Below are 20,486 nucleotides of genomic sequence, written 5' to 3'. Positions count from 1 at the left end.
AAACCCGGCGTGGCTGGCGGTACTGTCGGGTGAATCCCGATCAGGAGGAACCCTGTGACCAGCACGATCCCGGCCCTGGCTCAGACCCGCAACGGTATCGACTTCGCCGTGGCCGATCTGTCCCTGGCCGACTTCGGGCGCAAGGAGATCCGGCTCGCCGAGCACGAGATGCCCGGTCTGATGGCGCTGCGCCGCGAGTACGCCGAGGTGTACCCGCTCAAGGGCGCGCGCGTGTCCGGGTCGCTGCACATGACCGTGCAGACCGCCGTGCTCATCGAGACCCTCGTCGCGCTCGGCGCGGAGGTCCGCTGGGCCTCCTGCAACATCTTCTCCACCCAGGACCACGCCGCCGCCGCCGTCGTGGTCGGCCCGCACGGCACCCCGGAGGAGCCGCGCGGTGTGCCGGTGTTCGCCTGGAAGGGCGAGTCGCTGGCCGAGTACTGGTGGACGGCGGAGTCCATGCTCACCTGGCCGGACGGTCAGGGTCCGAACATGATCCTGGACGACGGCGGCGACGCGACCCTGCTGGTGCACAAGGGCGCCCAGTACGAGAAGGCCGGCGTCGTCCCGGCCGCCTCCGAGGACGACTCGGAGGAGTGGGCGCTGGTCCTGGAGACGCTGCGCAACTCCCTGGCCTCCGACGCGGGGAAGTGGACCAGGATCGCCGAGGGCATCCGCGGGGTCACCGAGGAGACCACCACCGGCGTCATGCGCCTGTACCAGCTGGCCGCCGCGGGTGAGCTGCTGTTCCCGGCGATCAACGTCAACGACGCCGTCACCAAGTCGAAGTTCGACAACCGGTACGGCATCCGGCACTCGTTGATCGACGGGATCAACCGGGGCACGGACGTGCTCATGGGCGGCAAGGTCGCGGTGATCTGCGGTTACGGGGACGTGGGCAAGGGCGCGGCGGAGTCGCTGCGCGGGCAGGGCGCGCGGATCGTGGTGACGGAGATCGACCCGATCTGCGCGTTGCAGGCGGTGATGGACGGCTACGACGTGCAGACCCTGGAGTCGGTGCTGCCCAGGGCCGACATCGTGATCACGACCACGGGCAACAAGGACGTGGTGCGCATCGAGCACATGGCGGCGATGAAGCACCAGGCGATCGTGGGCAACATCGGCCACTTCGACAACGAGATCGACATGGCCGGCCTGGCCCGGTTCCCCGGTGTGCGGCGGATCAACATCAAGCCGCAGGTGGACGAGTGGGTGTTCCCGGACGGGCACTCGATCCTGGTGCTCTCGGAGGGCAGGTTGCTCAACCTGGGCAACGCGACCGGTCACCCGAGCTTCGTGATGTCCAACTCCTTCTCCAACCAGGTGATCGCGCAGATCGAGCTGTTCGGCAAGCACACCGAGTACGACCGCGAGGTCTACCGGCTGCCGAAGAAGTTGGACGAGAAGGTCGCCCGGATCCACCTGGAGGCCCTGGGCGGGGAGCTGACCAAGCTGTCCAAGGACCAGGCCGAGTACATCGACGTCGACGTCGAGGGGCCGTACAAGCCGGAGCACTACCGCTACTGACCGGGCTCCGGTGGGGCGGTCGGGCTCACCCCCCGGCCGTCCGCCGGTCTCCGGGACCCGCTCAGGTCCACTCGACGGCGACGCCCGCCAGCCCCGGCCCGACGTCGCAGAAGTACGCGCTGACCACCCCGCCGAGCCCGCACACCAGCTCGTCCACCTCGACCGGTGTCGCGTCGGTGTCCTGCCGGAACTGCTTGGTGCACCGCGCGGGCAGCGCCCTGCGGTGGAACGCCAGCTGGAGCAGGTAGCCCCGGCACGGCTCGCGGAACGTCCGGTGGTGCCCCGGTGTCGGGCCGCCGCTGTCGTCCACGACGGTGAAGCTGAAGACGTGCTCCTCGCCCTCGGCGAGCCTGCGGTCGAACAGCAGCTCGAACGCCAGCCCGCGCGACGCGCTCTGCCTGCGCACCCGCCCCTGGCGGCAGCCCTCGGCGGGGCGCACCAGCGCGTTGTCGATCAGGCAGCCCTCGTCGCCCTGGTGCACCGCGAGGTACCGGTCGGGTCCGGCCCGCAGCGCCCGCACCACCAGCCGCGTGGTGATGCTCCGCTGCTCGCGGGACGAGCCGACCACGATCGTGTCGTGCACGGACAGCACTTCCAGGTCGGCGTTCGCGCGGGCGCTCTCCGGCACCGCCTCGAACTCGGCCAGCAGCGGCGCGGTCTGCACCCACGCGGTGGCCAGCCCCGAGAACGAGGGGGCCGAGCGGGGGAGCCGGGGCTGCGGGCGGTTGCCGATCAGCTTCACCAGCGACTCGGCGGGCAGCCGCAGCACGCTCTCCAGGGCGCGCACGGTCGGGATGGCCCTGGGCACCTCCGGGTGGCGCAGCCCGCGCTGCCAGTAGCTCAGCGTGGACTGGCCCACCTGAACACCCAGCTGTTCCAGGTGCGCGCGCAACCGTGCGAGTGACAGCCCCCGGTGCGCGATCGCGTCGTGCAACGCCCGGTGGAATGGCCCGTAGCGCAGCGTTTCCACCAGTGCGTCCGGTAGTCCCCCGGTGGAGTGGGCGTCGGGCTCCGCGAGGGGCCTGGCGTGTCCCGATTCCGCGCTCAACGCGGCACCACCCCTTCACACGGTGAGTTGGGTTCACCGTAGTCACTCATTACGGTGACCGAAAGGATCTCTGTTCACCCATATGGTGGATGTGTGCCGCCGAAAGGGCGGTGGAGCGGTTCCTGCGGGGGTCGCGGGGCGCGAAAACGCCCGGTGACGCGGGTCGCCGGGAACGCGGGCCCCGGAGGTCCTCGTCCGCCGCGTGCCGCCGAACGGTCGAGGGGGGTCGCGTCGTAGGGTGGCCGGGTGGGGAGACTCGTGGTGGTCGAAGGTCTCGACGGCGCCGGTAAGCGGACCTTGACCGGTGCGCTGACCGCCGAGCTGGTCTCGCGTGGCGCGCGCGTGATCACCGGGGCGTTTCCCCGTTACGGCCGGGACGTGCACGCGGACCTGGTGCGCGCGGCCCTGTACGGCGAGTTGGGGCCGCTGGTGGACGAGGTGCGCGGGATGGCGCTGCTGTACGCGCTCGACCGGCGTGGCGCCCGTGAGGAGTTGCGCGTGGGCCTGGCTTCGCACGACGTGGTGCTGCTGGACCGCTACATCGCCTCCGGCGCGGCCTACGGCGCGGCGCGGTTGCGCCAGGGCCCGGACGGCGAGTTCGTGGCGTGGGTCCGGGCGTTGGAGGTGGACCGCTTCGAGTTGCCGCTGCCGGACCTGCAGCTGCTGCTGCGCGTCCCCGCCGCCGTCGCCGAGCAGCGCGCCGCCCACCGCTCGGTGGCCTCGCGGTGGGCGGCGCGCTGCTCGCACAAAGATCAAGCAGGAGTCCGGGACCGCGGTGATGCGCGACCCCGTCAGCGGCGAACGGCGGGCACGGTGCGCGTGGGCACCGCTGCCCGCAGAGCACGATCGACCCGAAGCCGGATCACCGCCCACCCTCCACGAACCCGCGCACGACAGACGGACCGGGAAAGTCCTCGGGCACCGCGTCCATCAAGGTCTCGCTGACTCGCCGGCCCAGCCAGAAACCGGAATCGCGCCGTTCCCCGATCCTGCGAAACCCGGCCCGCTCGTACGCCGCGATAGCCCCGGTGTTGGGCGTGAGCACCGCCAGGTGCACGCAGGCGAGCGCGGACACGTGGAACGCGTAGTCGAGCGTCAACCGGGTCGCCTCGGTGCCCAGCCCCCTGCCCCGGTGTCCCGCGCCGAGCTGGATCACGAACTCGCCGGTGCGCACGTGGTGGTCGATCAGCACTGCCGTGGTTCCGACCGGTACCGGATCCTGTCCGGTCAGGTCGTACACGGTGAACCTGAGCTGGTCGTCGGTACCGCGAGCCTGGTGGCCGTACCCCTCACGCCGGTTCTCCAACGAGTCCGGTGTCTGGCGGCCGTAACCGATCAGCACGGAGGGGTCCTGCTCCCACCGCCAGTACTGGTCGACGAGGTCTGCGGAGAACGGGCCGAGTCCCGCCCGGTCCCCACGAAGCCACACGATCAGGTCGTCTTGAGGGCTCATTGCCTGATGTCTTCCCCTCGGTCCGGGATGGTGCGCAGCACGGCGAACCGGGCCGTCATGCCCGGAGGCTCGGCGACCGGTCGTCCCAGGGCATCCTCCACCCACGCGTGCACCCGCACGGGATCCGCCGCCACGCCGTGGCACCAGGTCACCCGTTGGCGAGCAGAGGCGAGCACGAGCACGATGGCGGCGGACTCCTCCAAGCACGCCACCCGACTCGGCACGACCATCCCGGCCCGGCGCACGGCGTGCGCGATCGACCGGACGCGCTCAGCCGGGGCAGCCCCGCGCGCCCAGGTGCCTGCGACCGTCAACAGTCGGATCAGCCGAGCTGTGCGGCCTCGCCGCCTGCCTGCTGCCAGCACCACGAGCACAACCGCCAAGGCGATCGCCGCGCGCGCGGTCGTGCGGAGCGGAGCCGGGACGAGCGCCGTGAGGCCAGCTGCCATCTCCTGCGTTCCCCAGCTCGGCTCCCACGGCGGCCCTCGGAAGGTCGAGAAACTCGATCGGGGCGCATCAGCCGTGGCCGGTTCGATCAGCCCTGCTGCGATCAACTGGTCCCGCAGGGTCCTTGCCGCTTCCTCGTCCAGCACACCGGGGACATCGGCGCAGCCGGTGGAGGTCGCCCGCTGCCACCACCGGGCCGCCGGGCCGATCAACGATTCCACCCGGCCGTTGAGGTAGTTCACGATCACCGTCACCGGACCGAGGTCCGCCGCCCGCACGTGTTCGGGAACGACTACGCGGCAAGTCGGCTTCATCCCGCCCCTCCCGTCCGGTGAAACGAGGCTTTGGACCAGGCGATCCTCGGCGTGGCGCTGTCGACCCGTGCCCACGCCTCCGCCGCGATGGCCGGTTCCACGTGTGACAACGGGCCGGGCAGCCCGGCTGCGGTCCTGGTGAGCGTGCGTCGCAACACCACCGGGTCCACCAGTCCCAGCGCGGCCAACCTGCCGTCCGCCAGTTCGTGCAGAGCTTCCAGGTTCGTCCGCATCCCCTGGTAGTGGTCGGCGTTGAAATCACCTTTGGTGGTGCGAGCGGTCAGCTCCGCGGGGAAGAGGTCCGACATGGCGTCGCGTAGCATCGGCTTGTAGTCGGCCGGGCTTGGCCGGTGGTCCAGTGGAATCGACAGGTAGGCGTCCACCACCCGCGAGTCGGTGAACGGGTTGTGCGCGGTCACCCCGTGCGCCTCGGCGAACTGGACGTCGGCGCGGGCCGACCGGCCGACTTCGGCCACGCCCTCGGACGTCGCGGTCACCGCGAATTCACCGGTGAGGGGCTCGTCCAGGTGATCAGCGCACACTTTGATCAAGTTGGCCAACCGTCGCCGAGCTTCCTCGGTCGCCCACGGCGGCGGTTCCTCCACCGCGCACCAGCCGACGTCCCCCTCCTCGTGGCGCGCTGACGACGTGGCGAGCAGCGCCGCTCCGAAGTCCAGCAGCGCGGCCCTGCGGGAACCGCGCGTGGTGCGGTGCGCCGTGCGCAGCAATGGCCAGACCGGGAGCCTCCGCAGGCGCGCCCACCGAACCGCCTCGATCGCACCGCGTCGGGCATGGCCGGTGGCGAGGAGGTCGGCGAGCACGATCGGCGGGGTGCACAGGAGGGTGTCCCCGCCATCGCCGGTCAAGTGGCAGTCGGTTCCCAGTTCGTCCCGCATCCAGCGGAGTTGGGCGGAGAGCCGGGCTTGCGCGATCGTGGACGGTGGGGGTTCATCGGTCACCGGGATCGCGTCCAACCCTGTGTAGGGGGCGTGCTCGGCGGAGAGCGGGAGCAGTCGATGGGTGATCCCGGACCGCTTGGCCGCCGCGCGGGCGTAGACGAGATCCCCGCCCTCGGCGCGTCCCGCCGGGTGCACCGTGACCCCGGACACAGCTTGACCCGTCCGGGGCGCGTGGTGCGCCAGCAAGGCGAGAGCGGTGGAATCCAACCCGCCCGACAAGTCGGAGGTAGGTCTCGCCGCTGCGCTGACCCGGACCGCCACCGCTGCCGCGAGTTCGGTGCGCAACGACCCGGACGTGGCGCAGGAGCGGGGACGGGGCCACCACACCCGGCGCACCGCCGCTGAACCGCCACGGGGCGACAGCGTGAGCCTGTGCCCGGCCGGGACGTGCGTCACACCGTCGAACAGGGAGCGCCCGGCGAGCAAGAGCGGTTCCGCAGGGGCGACGAGCCACGCGGCCAGCCAGCCCAGATCGAGTCCGCCGCCGGTCAAGCCCGCCAGCGCGCGGGAACTGGTCCCCCAGTACACGCCGCCGTCCGCGCGCACCAGGTACAGCGGCCACGCCCCGCCCAGGTCGGTCCACACCCGCACGTGCTCGTCCGTGACCTCCACCGTGGTGTAGCTGCCTGCCCAGCGCCACGACACCTCGTCGGGCACACCGCAGGCGCCCATGCGCCCCAGTTCCGCCGGCGTGGCGCCGCACGTCCCGATCAAAGCCACCGTGCGCCGGCCGGTTCGGGTGGTGCGCAACTCGTGGCTCGACCACTCGCCGACCGTCCAACAGCCCGGCAGGTGCGGCCACGCCGTTCCGGTGTCCGGTGCGCGTACTGGAGCCGTCGGGGTGCTGAAACCGCCTAACCAGCGCATGTCGTCCTCCTGTCCCGCGCGGTGGTGGTGCCTGACCTGAAACGTCGGATCGGGCACCACCACGAACCGGGTTAGTTGTAGGCCCGGCGCTTGTCCTCGGCACTGCCCTTGCCCTGGCCGAGGGTCACCGAGGACATGTCACCGATGGAGGTCAGCAGCACGGGCGCGTCGTGTCCCGATGGGGTCCCGTCCGTCGTGTGCTCCGGGGGCTCGTTCCACTGTTCCGGCAGAAGCGCCATGTCTCTCCTCCTGGGTAGCTGGACCTGTCGTGAGGGGGGTGAGCCACACGAGGCGGGCGGTGGTCCCGGTTGCGCGGTGGTGGAACCCGTGCAGCGCGCGTTCTGGAGATCCCAGGCGGAGGCGCGTTCGCCCGTCGACGCCGAGCACTTCGGTGTGGCCCTCGAACGCCATGCCCCACGCCGCGATCCGGCCGTCGACGTTGTCGCCGAGCACTTGGACCACGGCGAAGAGGCGAGGTGCCTCGTCCGAGACCAGTTCGTTCACCAGTTCAGCGAACTCGACCTCGTCGTGGGGTGGCGGCGTCGCGGAAGGGGCGGGCTCCTTCTCCGCTTCGGCCTCATGCTCACCGGTGCTCGACTTGAGCGGGAACGCCTGGTTTGCCTGGGCCGGCATCGTTGCCTCCTACGCGTGGTGCCCGCTCTGGTGCTGCGCGTAGAGCCCATCCTGATTGTGGACGTCCACTTATGAAAGTGGACGTCCAGTTTTACGCTCGAACGGTGTACGTCCAGGTGTGTCGTCGCGCGCCATTGCGGAGGTTGATCATGAACCAAGACAACGGCCTGGGCGGGGCAACGGTCCGCCGGTGGCAGCTCACCGGGACGTTGCGCCAACTCCGAGAGCAGGCCCGCCTCACGCACGACCAGGTCATCGAGGCGCTGCGGGAGCAGGGGCAGGGGAAGTGGTCCCGGCCGAAGCTGTCGCGCATCGAGAACCGCGAGCAGGGGGTCAAGCCCCGTGAGGTCGAGCAGTTGCTCGACGTCTACGGAGTCACCGACCAGGCCCTGCGCGACTGGCTGGTCGAGTTGGCGGGCGCGGCGCGCGAGCGCGGGTGGGCGGTCGACATCCGCAAGAGCCTTCCCGAGGACTTCCACGCGTTCCTGGACTGGGAGGTCGCCCTGGTCGCCTCCCGCCAGTTCTCGACCCTGCTGGTCCCCGGTCTTCTCCAGACCGCCGAGTACGCCCGCGCCTTGATCTCGGGCATCAACCCTGGGCTGGCGCAGGACGAGGTCGAGCGACGGGTCGCGGCGCGCATCACCCGTCAGCAGGTTCTCACCCGGCCGACTCCGCCCCACCTGCACGTCATCCTGGACGCGGGTTTGCTCGAACGGCCGGTCGGAACGCCGCTGATCATGCGCAACCAGCTCCGCCGCCTGATCGAGGCGGTGGACCGGCCCGGCACGACGGTCCAGGTCCTGCCGAAGTCCGCCGGGGCGAGTCCCGCGCTGGAGGGCCCGTTCTCGATCTTGACTCTGCCCGACCCCATCCCTGACGTGGGATACTCGGAGGGGCCGGGGCGAGCGGTCTACATCGAGGATCGCGACGACGTGCGGGCTTACACCCTGCGCTTCGGCATCCTCATCGAGCAGTCCCTGTCCCAGGTGGATTCGGTCGACCTGATCACCGAGGCCGCGAAGGGCTACGAGTGATACCCGAAGGAGGGTGGCGGATGGTCAACGATTCGTTCGCTCGCGCCCAGTGGCGCAAGAGCAGTTTCTCCGGGGGAGGCGGAACCGGAGGTGGTGAGTGCGTCGAGGTCGCTCCTCTGGAAGACGGCCGAATCGCTGTGCGCAACAGCAACCACCCTGACGAGGGGGTAGTGCTTTTCACCGTTGCCGAGATGGACGCCTGGCTGAAGGGCGTCAAGGCAGGTGAGTTCGACTACCTCGTCTAGCTGCTCCATCCCCGCCGTGTGCCGCCGAACGGTCGAGGGGGGTCGCGTCGTAGGGTGGCCGGGTGGGGAGACTCGTGGTGGTCGAAGGTCTCGACGGCGCCGGTAAGCGGACCTTGACCGGTGCGCTGACCGCCGAGCTGGTCTCGCGTGGCGCGCGCGTGACGACCGGGGCGTTTCCCCGTTACGGCCGGGACGTGCACGCGGACCTGGTGCGCGCGGCCCTGTACGGCGAGTTGGGGCCGCTGGTGGACGAGGTGCGCGGGATGGCGCTGCTGTACGCGCTCGACCGGCGTGGCGCCCGTGAGGAGTTGCGCGTGGGCCTGGCTTCGCACGACGTGGTGCTGCTGGACCGCTACATCGCCTCCGGCGCGGCCTACGGCGCGGCGCGGTTGCGCCAGGGCCCGGACGGCGAGTTCGTGGCGTGGGTCCGGGCGCTGGAGGTGGACCGCTTCGAGCTGCCGCTGCCGGACCTGCAGCTGCTGCTGCGCGTCCCCGCCGCCGTCGCCGAGCAGCGCGCCGCCCACCGCGAGGCCACCGAGGCCGACCGGGGCCGCGACGTCTACGAGTCCGACGGCGGCCTCCAGCGCCGCTGCGGCGAGGTCTACGACGGGCTCGCCGCCACCTCCTGGCTCTCGCCGTGGCGCGCCGTCGACGGCTCGGTGCCCGCCGCCGAGCTGGGCGTCGCCGCGATCGCCGACCTGCTCGCCTGACCGTTCGACCCTCCTCCGGGCGGGGGAGTAACGAAACGTGACCGCTGGGCCGATCAGCTCCCTGACGGGCGAGCAACGGCTGAGGTGGGCGGGTGGATCGGCGGCGAGCGCTGGTTACGGACCGGGACCGGGTGACGACCAGCGGCGATGAGCGCTGGGCGGTGCGGGAGAAGCGCGCGGGTAGTGGGACGATGTTCACCATGAAGGCACGCGTGCTCGTGGTGGACGACGACCCCGCCCTGGCGGAGATGCTGACCATCGTGCTGCGGGGCGAGGGGTTCGACACGGCCGTGGTCGCCGACGGCGCCCGTGCGCTCCCCGCGCTGCGCGAGCTCAAACCCGACCTCGTCCTGCTGGACCTGATGCTGCCGGGCATGAACGGCATCGACGTCTGCAAGGCGATCCGCTCGGAGTCCGGCGTCCCGATCGTCATGCTGACGGCCAAGAGCGACACCGTCGACGTGGTGCTGGGCCTGGAGTCCGGCGCCGACGACTACGTCGTCAAGCCGTTCAAGCCCAAGGAGCTGGTGGCGCGCATCCGCGCCCGGATGCGCCGCACCGAGGCCGAACCGGCCGAGGTGCTCCAGATCGGCGACCTGACCATCGACGTGCCCGGCCACGAGGTGCTGCGCGAGGGTCGCCCGATCCAGCTCACCCCGCTGGAGTTCGACCTGCTGGTCGCGCTGGCCCGCAAGCCGCGCCAGGTGTTCACCCGCGAGGTGCTCCTGGAGCAGGTGTGGGGCTACCGGCACGCCGCCGACACCCGCCTGGTCAACGTCCACGTGCAGCGGCTGCGCTCCAAGGTGGAGCGCGACCCGGAGCACCCCGAGGTCGTCCTGACCGTGCGCGGCGTCGGGTACAAGGCGGGCCCTCCGTGATCGACGGCTCGACGGGGTCCTGGTCCCGGCGGTGATGAGGACGCGACTGCTGGACCCGGTGGCGCGCGAGGCTCGCCGGGTGGCCGAGCGCGCGCGTCGCCAGGCGGTGCGCTTCGGCGAGCTGTGGCGCCGGTCGATGCAGCTGCGGGTGGTGGTGAGCACCCTCGCGCTGTCCTCGGCCGTGGTGTTCGTGCTCGGCATGGTCCTGCAGGAGCAGATCGTCAAGCAGCTCCTGGACGCCAAGACCGAGGCCGCCACCCGCCAGGCGGACGCCAGCGTCGCCGCGGTCCAGCCCGACCTGCTCGGCCTGAACCCCGGCCCGGACAGCGTCAAGGCCAGGTTCACCACCGCGCTCAACAAGATCAACGCCACCGGCACGACGCAGGAGGCCGCCACGTCCGGGGCGGGCGCGTTCGAGCCGGTGCTGGCCGACTCCGCGTTCGCGGGCTCGGACGGGCAGCTCAACGCGGTCGGGCCGTGGCGCGACGTGCCGGTGAGCCTGCGCGAGCTGGTCGAGCGCGGCAGCAGCGGCACCCAGATCAGCACCGTGGAGCGCGACAGCGGGCGCACCACGTTCCTGGTCGTGGGGATGCCGGTGGCCTCGTCGGCCCGGTCCATGCAGCTCTACCTGCTGTTCCCGCTGACCAGCGAGCAGACCACCGCCGAGTTCGCCCAGAACACCCTGATCGTCGGCGGCGTCGTGCTGCTCCTGCTGCTCGCGGCGATCGCGAACCTGGTCACCCGGCAGGTGGTGCGGCCCGTCCGGCACGCCGCCGAGGTCGCCGAGCGGTTCGCCGAGGGCAGCCTGGACGAGCGGATGCCCGTCGTCGGCGAGGACGACGTGGCCAGGCTCGCCCAGTCCTACAACGAGATGGCCGCGAGCATCCAGCGGCAGTTCCACCAGCTGGAGGAGTTCGGCCAGCTCCAGCGCCGGTTCACCTCGGACGTGTCGCACGAGCTGCGCACCCCGCTGACCACGGTGCGGATGGCCGCCGACGTGCTGCACGCCTCCCGCGAGCAGTTCCCGGCCGGGCTGGCCCGCTCCACCGAGCTGCTGGTCGACGAGCTGGACCGGTTCGAGTCGCTGCTCGGCGACCTGCTGGAGATCAGCAGGCTCGACGCGGGCGTCGAGGAGCTCTCGCCCGAGCTGGTGGACGTGCGGGTGCTCGTGCGCCGGGCGCACGACTCGGTGCGCGCCATCGCCAACAGCAGCGGCACGTCCGTCGTGCTGGACCTGCCCGAGCACGAGGTCACCGCCGAGATCGAGGCCAGGCGGGTCGAGCGCATCCTGCGCAACCTGCTGGCCAACGCGATCGACCACGGCGAGGGGCTGCCGGTCGAGCTGACCCTGCGCGGGTCGGGCGACGCGATCGCGGTGACCGTGCGGGACCACGGCGTGGGCCTGCGCTCCGGCGAGGCCGACCTGGTGTTCAACCGGTTCTGGCGCGCCGACCCGTCCCGCAACCGCCGCACCGGAGGCACCGGCCTCGGGCTGTCGATCAGCCTGGAGGACGCGCGGCTGCACGGCGGCTGGTTGCAGGCGTGGGGCGAGCGCGGGCACGGCGCGGTGTTCCGGCTGACCCTGCCGCGCGTGCACGGCGACGGGTTCGCCGAGAGCCCGCTGCCGCTCGTGCCGCCGGAGCTGGCGGACGTCGAACCGGCGCCGGACGAGGAGGAGGAAGTCGTCCTGCCGGTGGAGTTCACGGCGGGCGAGATCACCTGGCAGCCCGCGCAGCCGGTGGACGCGGACCGCGAGGTCCCGGACGAGCTGGGCGGGGTCGCGGTGGACGAGAGCTTCGAGCGCGACGAGCGCGCGGCGCGCGGGGACCACGGCGGGTTCGTGGGCGCGGACCTGGTGGACGCGGACCTCGCGGACGAGGAGCCGTCGGACGCGGAGCGGACCCAGCCGGTGCAGCCGCTCGGGCCGGACCGGCCGGAGCGGACCGGGCTGCTGCGGCGGGCCACCCGGCTGGCCAAGCGCGGCGCGGACCGGGCGGTCGACCGGGTGGGGCGGGCGGAGCGCGCCGAGCGGCCGGAGAAGCCGGAGAAGCCCGAGAAACCGGGGAAGCCCGGCAAGGGCGACCGGGCCGAGCGGATCGAGCGCGCGGGTCGCGCAGGCCGGGCGAGCCGGGTCGGCCGGGTGGTCAGGGGTGGCCGGACGGCGCGCGCCGCCAAGGCGGGCGAGGCCGGGGTCGTTCCCGACGCCGGTGGGTCCGCGCTCGTGGACCGGGCCGACGGGGCCGACCTGGCCCTTGACCCGCGCGCCGACGTGATCGGCGCCGACCCGGATCGCGCCGACCCGGCCCACACCGACCCGGCCCACACCGACCCTGCCCGCGCCGACGGGTTCGACCGCGCGGCCGAGCCCGGTGACGACCTCAGGGCCCGCCCGACCGCACGACCCGACGGCGCCGACCCGAGGCGCGAGGAGGACCGGTGAAGAAGCTCGTCGCGCTGCTCGCGGCGGTGCTGGCGCTGTCGGGGTGCGCGGCCATCCCGACCCAGACGTCGGTGTCGCCGATCAACCGGCGGGTGGGCAGCGCCGCCACCGCCGAGGCCGCCCCGCCGGTCAAGGACCTCGACCCGCTGAGCCTGGTGCGCGGGTTCGTCGACGCCACCAGCAACCCGGCGGGCGACTACGCGCAGGCCAAGGCCTACCTGACCGCCGACGCGGCCAAGGCGTGGAACACCAAGGACGCGCCGACGATCATCGAGACGGCCTTCAACACCGTGCCTGGCGAGGAGCCCGACGACCCCGACCGGCGCGCGGTGCAGCTCCAGGGCAAGTACCTCGGCAGGCTGGTCAACGACGGCTCGTTCACGCAGACCCTGGGCGACCTCCAGCAGTCGCTGGAGGTGGTGAAGGACGACGCCGGGCAGTGGCGCATCGCCACCGCCCCCGCGGGCGTCTTCATGCCGCTCAACGGCTTCCAGAGCAACTACCGCCGGGTCGTCCTGTACTTCTACACGCCGGACTTCTCCGTGCTCGTGCCCGACCCGCGCTACGTCGTGGTCCCGCCCGCCCCGAGCATCCCGCGCCGGGTGACCGAGCTGCTGCTCAACGGCCCGGCCGACGTGGTGCGCGGCGCGCTGGTCACCGCCATCCCGAACACCGCCCAGGCGCGGCGCAGCACCCAGGAGGGCGACGACGGGGCGCTGGAGGTGGACCTGAAGGACGTCGGCGACCTCACCCCGCAGCTGGCCAAGCAGATCGTGGCGCAGGTGGTGCGGTCGCTCAGCGGGGTGACCACCACCAGGGTCAAGGTGATGGTGGAGGGGCAGCCGATCTCCGCCGAGCAGGTCGAGTGGCGGGTCAACGACGTGGACACCGGCGAGGCCGCGGCCTCGCCGGACGCCGAGCTGCGCGGGCTCGCGGTCAGCGGCGGGCGGGTGCTCGGGCTCGCGGACGGGCAGCCGATCGCCGGTCCCGCGGGCGAGGGCGACTACACCGTGCTCAGCGCGGCGCAGTCGCTGGGCGGCAGCGAGCTGGCCGTGGTGGCCACCGCGAGCGGCGGCGGGGTGCGGCTGCTGGTCGGCGGGCTGAACGACGCGCTGAACCCGGTCGAGCTGACCGCGCGCGAGATGACCCGGCCGACGTGGGTGCGCGGCGGGCGCAAGGGCGACCGGGCCAACGAGGTGTGGACCAGCCACGACGGGACGAACGTGGTGCGCGTGGTGCGCACCGACACCGGGTGGGCGGCGACGGCGGTGAACGCGGACGCGCTGTCGATCTTCGGGCAGCAGATCACCGAGCTGCGGCTGTCCCGCGACGGGACGCGGGTCGCGGCGGTGATCAACGGCAAGCTCGTGCTGGCGGCCGTGGTGCGGGCGCAGGACGGCGCGGTGACGCTCAAGAGCGCCAGGACGCTCCAGGGGAACACGCTGGGCACCAACGCGCTGTCGCTCGACTGGCTGGCCCCGGACGTGCTGGTGGTGAGCACGTCGCTGCCCGCGTGGCCGATCGCGAAGGTCAACATCGACGGGATGAAGATCGAGCGGTACAACACCTCGAACCTGACCGTGCCGGTGAGCTCGGTGAGCGCGGCCCCGGCGCGCAACGTCGTCGCGGTGGACCGCAGCGGGTTGTGGAGCACCGCCGACATCGGGGACGTGTGGCGGCAGCCGGGCCCGCTGCTGCCGTCGACGGCGAAGGTGTTCTACCCCGGCTGACCGATTTTCCTCCGGCGCGGGGCGGCGCATTGCCGTGTCCGTCCTGTGATCGGGGGGCGGAAAGCGGCTTCTTCCGGTTCGGGTGAACCCTCCGGTCATCCCATGGTGAAGGACTTTCACCTCACTTCGCGTTTCACCTGATCGTGTCTGCGGGTACCCCCGTTTTCCGGTGTGGAATTGTCGGACCCCCGGAGCAGGCTCGACCTCGTGCTGATCGAACTGCTGTTCCCGCCCCGTTGTCCCGGCTGCGGCTCGGGCGGCGCGGTCGCCTGCCCGGCGTGCCTCGTGGGCTTCGGACCGCCACGCCGCGTGTCCGTCCGGGGTCTTCCGGTGTTCACACTCGCCGACCACGCGGGCGCGGCGCGGGCGCTGCTGCTCGCGTTCAAGGAGCGCGGGCGGCGCGACCTGGCCGCCGCGCTCGGCGCGCTGCTGGCCACCGCGCTGCCGCTGCTGCCCCTGCCGCCCGGCCCGGTGTGGTTCGTGCCCGCCCCGTCCACCCGCCGCGCCGCGCGGCGCAGGGGCGGCTCGCACGTGGACGCGGCGCTGCGGAGTGCCGGAGTGCCGCGCGCGCCGGTGCTGGGGCTGGCCTCGGGCGCCCTCGACTCGGTGGGGCTGACGGCCGCCCAGCGGCGGGCCAACCTGCGCGGACGGGTGCTGCTGCGGGCCGGGCCGGTGCCGCCCGCCGGGGCGGTGTGCGTGGTCGTGGACGACGTGGTGACGACCGGGGCCACGGCGCTGGAGTGCGCGCGGGTGTTGCGCTCGGCGGGGTTCCGGGTACCCCTCGCGCTGACCTTCACGAGCGCCTGCAAAACGGAGCCCGACGGGTGAACGGCGGCGGGAACCCGAGCGCGTTCCCGTCCGTTGGCCGGACATGACGCCCGCGCGGAGGCCGTTCGGCCGGACCGGACAGCGGACGGGTGCGCCCATGTCACTGGACCTGACGGGGGAGAAGGGCCTGCGGGCCCGACCCCGGCGGGACCAACGTCCCGGCGCGCGCGACCGAAGGTCGTCGCTCTGCGTCATCAACCGGAAATTCTTGGTTTCCCCCGCCTCGGGGGCTGTCGCCGCAGCGGATACCGGGCTAACGTGCACCGCTATCAAGCGTTCCCGGCATTCACGGGGAGGAGGCGAAAAGCCCATGACCCTGGCACCGGAGAAGCGCTGAGTGACGCCAACCCCCCAGCGACTGTCCGCGACCTACGGGTTCGCGCGACACGGTGCCAAAACGATCCACAGGCAGAGCTCGCAGCAACGCGAGGGAGGTCGTGTATGGACATCGTCGTGAAAGGCCGCAACGTCGAGGTGCCCGAGCACTACCGGGTGCACGTCGCCGAAAAGCTGGCCCGGCTGGAGCGGTACGACCGCAAGGTCATCCGCTTCGACGTGGAGCTGTTCCACGAGCCGAACCGCAGGCAGAGCAAGAACTGCCAGCGGGTGGAGATCACCGGCAAGGGGCGCGGGCCCGTGATCCGCGCCGAAGCGAGCGCTGGCGACTTCTACGCCGCGCTCGACACCGCGGTGGCGAAGCTGGAGAGCAGACTGCGCCGCACGCACGACCGCAGGCGCGTGCACTACGGACGCAGGGGCACCACGTCCGTCGCCGAGGCCACCGGAGGGCTCGCGGACGTGCTCGTGTCCGACGGCCAGGCCGCCGCGCAGGGCCGCACCGCGCTCCTGGAGGCGGCGCCCCAGTCCGAGGACGGGTACGACGCCGAGGTGCCCGCTCAGCGCTGGGACGACGGGCTGGACGACAACCTGCCCGGTCAGATCGTGCGCGAGAAGGAGCACGCGGCCAAGCCCATGACGGTCGACCAGGCCCTCTACGAGATGGAGCTCGTGGGCCACGACTTCTACCTCTTCGCGGACGCGGACTGCGGACGACCCAGCGTCGTCTACCGGCGCAGGGGATTCGACTACGGCGTGATCAGGCTCGCCTGATCCTCAGCGGTTCCGGCTGGTCTGCGCGCAGAAACCCCCGGAGCCGCCCGCCCGCGGGAGCTGCGGGCGCCCGCCCGCAGGAGTTGCGGGCCGACAGCCGGACAACGGGCCTTCGAGCAGGCCCCAGTCGAACGCAGGAGGACCGACACACCCTGAGCGGGCCCACCGGCACCCGGAGCCGAGGGCTCCACCGGCAAGACCCGCTCAGGCCTGATCCGTCACAAGCCGACGCGACAAGCCCACACGCGACAAGCCCGGAGGGGCGCGGCGCACAGCCTTCCACCCCCTGGGGACCCCGGCGTCCAGGCGACCCGAGCAGCTCGCCCCCGGAGTCCCGGGCACCGGAAGGCCCGCCACACCCCGCAGAGCGGTCCGGCCACTCCCGCCGGCCCGCCCGATCCCCGGTTCCCGAGACCGCGAACGCGAGGTCACCGGACCCGTGGCCCACCCCAACCCCCGGCCCGCGCCGAGCCCGACCGGCGCTCCACAAGAGCGCCCGAGGACTCCCACGCGAACGCCGGCCCCACCCCAGGGCCACCCGCGACCACCCGCGACCCGATCCCGCGACCCGAGGACAACCGACGACCTACTGACCGAACCAGACCCAATACCGGTCGGCCCCCGGCGCCCCAACGCGCCGGGGGCAAGGCCGCGTCCGGGGACGGGGCACCTCCCCGAGGCGACCCGCGCGAACCCCGCCGGGCAGCCGCAAGAACGCCGGGCAGCCGCAAGAACGCTGGGCAGCCCCAAGAACAAAACCCGCCCGACGCCAAGCAGGCCCACTGGCCGCTCCACTGCGCCAGCAACTCGCCGCACACCCCGCCGATCCCCTCGCCCGGCCGATCTCTCGCTGCGCTGATCGCCTCGCTGATCGCCTCACTGCGCCGACCTCTTGGCCGCACCGCAGTCGTTCTCCACGCATCGGACGCCCGCTCACCCCCGCCCACCCGCCACGCCGCTCACGTCCGCCACGACGGAGTGAACTTGATCGCCTTATCCCCGTCTTCGGCGTGCTCCCGCCCCTCCCATCCGGCAAGATCCCGACCCCGCGGCCGGTTGTTCGCCCCGGCCCTGCTCCGACGGGTCCCGAAGGGCTCGCCGGTGGTTCCTACCTGTGTCTGTGCACACACCTTCACGACTTGCCTACGATGGCCATAGGTGAGGGGCCCACCGCCACCCCGGTGGACCCGAAGGAAGGCGCCCGCCGGGCGCGACGCGATGAGGTAATGAGGTCGACCCGAGATGGTGCTGTCCCGACTGCTCCGCGCAGGCGAAGGCAAGATGCTCAAGCGCCTGCGCAACATCGCAGCGCACATCAACAACCTCGAAGACGACGTCGTCGACCTCTCCGACGCCGACCTCAGGGCCAAGACCGAGGAGTTCCGCAAGCGCCACGCCGACGGCGAGTCGCTCGACGAGCTGCTGCCGGAGGCGTTCGCCGTCGTCCGCGAGGGCGCGAAGCGGGTGCTCGGCCAGCGGCACTTCGACGTCCAGCTGATGGGCGGCGCGGCGCTGCACCTCGGGCAGATCTCCGAGATGCGCACCGGTGAGGGCAAGACCCTGACCTCGGTGCTGCCCGCCTACCTGAACGCGATCGCGGGCAAGGGCGTGCACGTCGTCACGACCAACGACTACCTCGCCAAGCGCGACTCGGAGTGGATGGGCCGCATCCACCGCTTCCTCGGCATGACCGTCGGCGCGATCCTGTCCGACATGACGCCGGAGCAGCGGCGCGCGGCCTACAACGCCGACATCACCTACGGCACGAACAACGAGTTCGGCTTCGACTACCTGCGCGACAACATGGCGTGGAGCCTGGACGAGTGCGTGCAGCGCGGCCACTTCTTCGCCGTGGTCGACGAGGTCGACTCGATCCTCATCGACGAGGCCCGCACGCCGCTGATCATCTCCGGCCCGGCCGACCAGTCGTCGCGCTGGTACCTGGAGTTCGCCCGCCTGTCCACGCTGCTGCGCAAGGACACCCACTACGAGATCGACGAGCGCAAGCGCACCGTCGGCGTCTCGGAGACCGGTGTCGCCTTCATCGAGGACCAGCTCGGCATCGAGAACCTCTACGAGGCGGCGAACACCCCGCTGGTCGGCTACCTGAACAACGCCATCAAGGCGAAGGAGCTGTTCAGCAAGGACAAGGACTACATCGTCCGCAACGGTGAAGTCATGATCGTCGACGAGTTCACCGGCCGCGTGCTCTCGGGCCGCCGCTACAACGAGGGTATGCACCAGGCGATCGAGGCCAAGGAGGGGGTGGAGATCAAGGCCGAGAACCAGACCCTCGCCACGATCACCCTCCAGAACTACTTCCGCCTCTACGAGCGCATGGGCGGCATGACCGGCACCGCCGAGACCGAGGCCGCGGAGTTCTACCAGACCTACAAGCTCGGCGTGGTCCCCATCCCGACCAACCGCCCGATGAAGCGCCGCGACCAGCCGGACCTGGTCTACAAGTCCGAGGAGGCGAAGTTCCAGGCGGTCGCCGAGGACATCGCCGAGCGGCACGAGAAGGGCCAGCCGGTCCTGGTCGGCACGACCAGCGTCGAGCGCTCCGAGTACCTGTCGAAGCTGCTGGTGCGGATGAACATCCCGCACGAGGTCCTCAACGCCAAGCACCACGACCGCGAGGCGCTGATCATCGCCCGCGCCGGTCGCAAGGGCGCGGTCACCGTCGCGACGAACATGGCCGGTCGAGGCACCGACATCGTGCTCGGCGGCAACCCGGACATCCTGGCCGACCACGAGCTGCGCGACCGCGGCCTCGACCCGGTGGAGAACGTCGACGAGTACCAGGCGGCCTGGTCGAAGCTGATCGAGGACGTCAAGGCCGAGGTCAAGGCCGAGAGCGAGGCGGTCCGCGACGCGGGCGGCCTGTACGTGCTCGGCACCGAGCGCCACGAGTCCCGCCGCATCGACAACCAGCTGCGCGGCCGCTCCGGCCGCCAGGGCGACCCCGGCGAGTCCCGGTTCTACCTGTCGCTGCGCGACGAGCTGATGCGCCGGTTCAACGCGGCCATGGTCGAGAACGTGATGACCCGCCTGAAGGTGCCGGACGAGCTGCCCATCGAGCACAAGTGGGTCACCAACGCGATCCGCAGCGCGCAGACCCAGGTCGAGCAGCAGAACTTCGAGATCCGCAAGAACGTCCTCAAGTACGACGAGGTCATGAACGAGCAGCGCAAGGTGATCTACGCCGAGCGCCACCGCGTCCTCGCGGGCGAGGACCTGCGCGAGCAGGTCACCCACATGATCAAGGACGTCACCGGCGAGTACGTCGACGGCGCCACCGCCGACGGCTACTCCGAGGACTGGGACCTCGACAAGCTGTGGACGGCCCTCAAGACGCTCTACCCGGTGTCGCTGGACGCCAAGGCGCTGCTCGACGCCGAGGACGACCTCAGCCGCGAGGACCTGCGCGCCCGCGTGCAGGAGGACGCGCTGGAGGCGTACGGCAACCGCGAGGCCGACATCGACGGCCGCGTCGGCCCCGGCGCCATGCGCGAGCTGGAGCGCCGCGTGCTGCTGTCCGTGCTCGACCGCAAGTGGCGCGAGCACCTCTACGAGATGGACTACCTCAAGGAGGGCATCGGCCTGCGGGCGATGGCCCAGCGCGACCCGCTGATCGAGTACCAGCGGGAGGGCTTCGACATGTTCAACGGCATGTTGGAGGCGCTGAAGGAGGAGATCGTCGGCTTCCTGTTCAACCTGCAGGTCGAGGCCGCCGAGCCCGAGCCCGCCCCGGAGCCCCCGGTGCAGGTGTCGATCAGCAACGGCGCGGGCAACCTGACCGGCAGCCGCGCCCGCGCGCGCGCCGCCGCGGCGGCCCAGGCCGAGGCGCAGCAGCAGGCCCAGGTCCAGGCCCAGCAGCAGGCGGCGGCGGCCAGGCAGCAGGAGGAGCAGCGCCGACGCGAGGCCCCGGCGGGCTCCGCGCTGGCGCAGCTGTCGGGCGCCCCGATCCCGGCCGCGCTGCGCGGCAAGGGCCTCGACCCGCGCGCGAACACGAACCTGACCTACACCGGTCCGGACGAGAGCGGCGACGCGGAGTCCCACGGCAGCGCCAACCAGGGCGGCGGCGCAGGCCAGGGCGGCACCCGCAAGGAGCGCCGCGCCCAGGCCCGCGCCCAGGCCAAGGGCCAGCGCAACCGCCCGCAGGGCTGACCCGCAGGCGACCCCGGTGACCGCGACGCGGTGACCGGGGCGCGCAGGCGCACCGCTCCCGCAGCCCCCGGACCCCAGTCGGTCCGGGGGCTG

General features: G+C 71.9%; 16 protein-coding genes and 1 pseudogene. 12 read left to right on the top strand and 5 right to left on the bottom strand.

The genetic code is table 11. The annotated features are described in order from the left end of the window. The first annotated feature begins 54 nt into the window (after positions 1 to 54). Complete coding sequence (gene ahcY, locus AMIR_RS31335) at positions 55 to 1,527, top strand: adenosylhomocysteinase (RefSeq protein WP_015805006.1); 1,473 nt, start codon at positions 55 to 57, stop codon at positions 1,525 to 1,527. A 61-nt stretch (positions 1,528 to 1,588) separates the two neighbouring features. Here ahcY and AMIR_RS31330 read toward each other — a convergent pair whose 3' ends face one another. Further along, a complete protein-coding gene (locus tag AMIR_RS31330) occupies positions 1,589 to 2,386 on the bottom strand; it encodes a hypothetical protein (protein ID WP_240438737.1) in 798 nt (265 codons plus the stop codon). Between the two features lie 435 nt (positions 2,387 to 2,821). On the opposite strand from AMIR_RS31330, the gene AMIR_RS37895 reads away from it, so the two are divergent. Continuing rightward, entirely contained in the window at positions 2,822 to 3,520 is a 699-nt protein-coding gene (locus AMIR_RS37895; RefSeq protein WP_245554563.1) for a dTMP kinase, read from the top strand. Here AMIR_RS37895 and AMIR_RS31320 read toward each other — a convergent pair. The 4 genes from AMIR_RS31320 to AMIR_RS39765 form a co-directional block, all read right to left on the bottom strand. Beyond that, a complete protein-coding gene (locus AMIR_RS31320; RefSeq protein ID WP_015805004.1) occupies positions 3,438 to 4,028 on the bottom strand; it encodes a GNAT family N-acetyltransferase in 591 nt (196 codons plus the stop codon). The two genes, AMIR_RS37895 and AMIR_RS31320, sit on opposite strands and share 83 nt — an antisense overlap. Further along, the gene (locus AMIR_RS31315) at positions 4,025 to 4,729 is read right to left on the bottom strand and encodes a lasso peptide biosynthesis B2 protein (RefSeq protein ID WP_245554562.1); all 705 of its coding nucleotides are present in this window, start codon (positions 4,727 to 4,729) and stop codon (positions 4,025 to 4,027) included. The genes AMIR_RS31320 and AMIR_RS31315 overlap by 4 nt, the downstream gene beginning before the upstream one ends. A 56-nt stretch (positions 4,730 to 4,785) precedes the next feature. Next, positions 4,786 to 6,615 carry an albusnodin/ikarugamycin family macrolactam cyclase gene (locus AMIR_RS31310; RefSeq protein WP_015805002.1) on the bottom strand — a complete coding sequence of 610 codons (1,830 nt, stop codon included), beginning with the start codon at positions 6,613 to 6,615 and terminating at the stop codon, positions 4,786 to 4,788. A gap of 71 nt (positions 6,616 to 6,686) precedes the next feature. Continuing rightward, complete coding sequence (locus AMIR_RS39765) at positions 6,687 to 6,854, bottom strand: albusnodin family lasso peptide (RefSeq protein WP_015805001.1); 168 nt, start codon at positions 6,852 to 6,854, stop codon at positions 6,687 to 6,689. Positions 6,855 to 6,942: 88 nt separating this feature from the next. Between AMIR_RS39765 and AMIR_RS40775 the strand changes: the two genes are divergently transcribed. The 10 genes and pseudogenes from AMIR_RS40775 (at position 6,943) to secA (ending at position 20,393) form a co-directional block, all read left to right on the top strand. After that, the gene (locus AMIR_RS40775) at positions 6,943 to 7,323 is read left to right on the top strand and encodes a hypothetical protein (protein WP_041837153.1); all 381 of its coding nucleotides are present in this window, start codon (positions 6,943 to 6,945) and stop codon (positions 7,321 to 7,323) included. 74 nt (positions 7,324 to 7,397) lie between these two features. Further along, the gene (locus AMIR_RS31300) at positions 7,398 to 8,282 is read left to right on the top strand and encodes a helix-turn-helix domain-containing protein (protein ID WP_015805000.1); all 885 of its coding nucleotides are present in this window, start codon (positions 7,398 to 7,400) and stop codon (positions 8,280 to 8,282) included. A gap of 20 nt (positions 8,283 to 8,302) precedes the next feature. Further along, entirely contained in the window at positions 8,303 to 8,527 is a 225-nt protein-coding gene (locus tag AMIR_RS31295) for a DUF397 domain-containing protein (protein ID WP_015804999.1), read from the top strand. A 62-nt stretch (positions 8,528 to 8,589) separates the two neighbouring features. Next, the gene (locus AMIR_RS31290; protein WP_041837152.1) at positions 8,590 to 9,237 is read left to right on the top strand and encodes a dTMP kinase; all 648 of its coding nucleotides are present in this window, start codon (positions 8,590 to 8,592) and stop codon (positions 9,235 to 9,237) included. A 200-nt stretch (positions 9,238 to 9,437) separates the two neighbouring features. Beyond that, the gene (gene mtrA / locus AMIR_RS31285) at positions 9,438 to 10,115 is read left to right on the top strand and encodes an MtrAB system response regulator MtrA (protein ID WP_041838549.1); all 678 of its coding nucleotides are present in this window, start codon (positions 9,438 to 9,440) and stop codon (positions 10,113 to 10,115) included. Positions 10,116 to 10,149: 34 nt separating this feature from the next. Further along, a pseudogene (gene mtrB / locus AMIR_RS42420) lies at positions 10,150 to 11,799 on the top strand (MtrAB system histidine kinase MtrB); the annotation flags it as partial. Between the two features lie 752 nt (positions 11,800 to 12,551). Continuing rightward, a complete protein-coding gene (locus tag AMIR_RS31275; protein ID WP_015804995.1) occupies positions 12,552 to 14,285 on the top strand; it encodes an LpqB family beta-propeller domain-containing protein in 1,734 nt (577 codons plus the stop codon). A 177-nt stretch (positions 14,286 to 14,462) separates the two neighbouring features. Beyond that, complete coding sequence (locus AMIR_RS31270; RefSeq protein WP_245554561.1) at positions 14,463 to 15,113, top strand: phosphoribosyltransferase; 651 nt, start codon at positions 14,463 to 14,465, stop codon at positions 15,111 to 15,113. Between the two features lie 441 nt (positions 15,114 to 15,554). Next, positions 15,555 to 16,223 carry a ribosome hibernation-promoting factor, HPF/YfiA family gene (hpf, locus tag AMIR_RS31265; protein WP_015804993.1) on the top strand — a complete coding sequence of 223 codons (669 nt, stop codon included), beginning with the start codon at positions 15,555 to 15,557 and terminating at the stop codon, positions 16,221 to 16,223. A 1,242-nt stretch (positions 16,224 to 17,465) separates the two neighbouring features. Further along, positions 17,466 to 20,393, top strand: a complete 2,928-nt coding sequence (secA, locus tag AMIR_RS31260; protein ID WP_015804992.1) for a preprotein translocase subunit SecA — start codon at positions 17,466 to 17,468, stop codon at positions 20,391 to 20,393. The last annotated feature ends 93 nt before the right edge of the window (positions 20,394 to 20,486 follow it).

It is taken from the genome of Actinosynnema mirum DSM 43827, assembly GCF_000023245.1.
Classification (GTDB): Bacteria; Actinomycetota; Actinomycetes; order Mycobacteriales; family Pseudonocardiaceae; genus Actinosynnema; species Actinosynnema mirum.
Note: the sequence above shows the minus strand (reverse complement) of the source record. Positions and strands in the feature narration are given on the sequence as shown.

Bases quoted from the DNA above. Each gene is read 5' to 3' on its own strand.
- AMIR_RS31320 (WP_015805004.1), bottom strand. From the start codon at position 4,028: ATGAGCCCTCAAGACGACCTGATCGTGTGGCTTCGTGGGGACCGGGCG.
- AMIR_RS31310 (WP_015805002.1), bottom strand. From the start codon at position 6,615: ATGCGCTGGTTAGGCGGTTTCAGCACCCCGACGGCTCCAGTACGCGCA.
- AMIR_RS39765 (WP_015805001.1), bottom strand. From the start codon at position 6,854: ATGGCGCTTCTGCCGGAACAGTGGAACGAGCCCCCGGAGCACACGACG.
- AMIR_RS31300 (WP_015805000.1), top strand. From the start codon at position 7,398: ATGAACCAAGACAACGGCCTGGGCGGGGCAACGGTCCGCCGGTGGCAG.
- AMIR_RS31295 (WP_015804999.1), top strand. From the start codon at position 8,303: ATGGTCAACGATTCGTTCGCTCGCGCCCAGTGGCGCAAGAGCAGTTTC.
- mtrA (WP_041838549.1), top strand. From the start codon at position 9,438: ATGAAGGCACGCGTGCTCGTGGTGGACGACGACCCCGCCCTGGCGGAG.
- hpf (WP_015804993.1), top strand. From the start codon at position 15,555: ATGGACATCGTCGTGAAAGGCCGCAACGTCGAGGTGCCCGAGCACTAC.
- secA (WP_015804992.1), top strand. From the start codon at position 17,466: ATGGTGCTGTCCCGACTGCTCCGCGCAGGCGAAGGCAAGATGCTCAAG.